The 1063-nt window shown below is 74.2% G+C and carries 1 protein-coding gene and 1 pseudogene; one reads left to right on the top strand and one right to left on the bottom strand.

What is annotated here, in order from left to right:
- A partial coding sequence (locus FRZ03_RS38405) for an enoyl-CoA hydratase/isomerase family protein (RefSeq protein WP_146469794.1) occupies positions 1-621 on the bottom strand: 621 nt, incomplete at its 3' end.
- A 180-nt stretch (positions 622-801) separates the two neighbouring features.
- On the opposite strand from FRZ03_RS38405, the pseudogene FRZ03_RS38400 reads away from it, so the two are divergent.
- Positions 802-1063: pseudogene (locus FRZ03_RS38400) on the top strand (hypothetical protein); the annotation flags it as partial.

The following is a 1063-nucleotide window of genomic DNA, read 5'->3' as shown; positions in this document are numbered from 1 at the left end:
GGAGTTGGCCGCGATCCGCGCCGCGAGCGCCAGCGCCTCGTCCCGGTCCCGCCCCTCCTCGACCACCTGGTCCACCAGCCCCAGCTCACCGGCCTCCGCGGCCTCCAGCCGCCGCGCCGAGAAGATCAGCTCGGCCGCCCTGGCCGCCCCGACCCGCCGCGGCAGCAGCTGCGTGCCACCACCGCCGGGGATCACGCCCACGGACACCTCCGGCAGCCCCACCACGGCCGTGCGGTCGGCCACGATCAGGTCGCAGGAGAGCGCCAGCTCGAACCCGCCGCCCAGCGCGAACCCGTGCACCGCCGCGATCGTCGGCATCGGCATCTCCAGCACCCCGGTGTAGGCACCCCGCGCCACCGGCCGCTGCCGCACCAGGTCCGCGTCGGTGAAGGAGTTCCGCTCCTTGAGGTCCGCGCCGACGCAGAAGGCCCGCTCGTGCGACGAGGTCAGGACGACCACGCGCGCGTCCCGGTCCTCGCCCAGCGCCGTGCACGCGGCCGCGATCGAGCGGGCCATCTCCGTGGAGACGGCGTTCATCGCCTTGGGCCGGTCCAGCACCAGCTCCGCGACGTACCCGTGCCGCCGTACCAGCACGAACTCCCCGAACCGCGCCTCGCTCATCGCATCCTCCGGTACACCTGTTAACGCGGGTTAACCCACTGTCGGCCCGATCATCGCAGCCGCACCCGATCACGGGAAACCCCACACCGCTACGCCCGTTCGAGTGACATGGCGGCCGTCTCCCCCCACATCGCCCACAGGAGCGCATAGCGTGCGCTGCGCGTTGGGGGGAGAGAGAACATGCAAGCGACCGGTACTCCGATAGCCACGACGTCCACGACGCCGACCGCACCGGCGGAGCCGGGCGGCAGGTTCCCCGGCTTCCGGCGCGGCCGGCACCGCAGGCCCCGCCGTCGCAAGGCCCTGCTCGCCGTCGGCGGCCTCGTCCTCGCGGCCGGGGTGCTCGGTCTGGTCCGCATCTACCCGGAGTCCGGCGTCGGCGCCCCGGGCACCGCGGCGGCCGAACCCCGGCTCGTCCCGGACACCACCCCGAGCGTCACCC

Origin of the sequence: Streptomyces misionensis (assembly GCF_007896895.1) — a bacterium.
GTDB lineage: Bacteria > Actinomycetota > Actinomycetes > Streptomycetales > Streptomycetaceae > Streptomyces > Streptomyces misionensis_A.
This window is presented reverse-complemented; position numbering and strand designations above follow the sequence as displayed.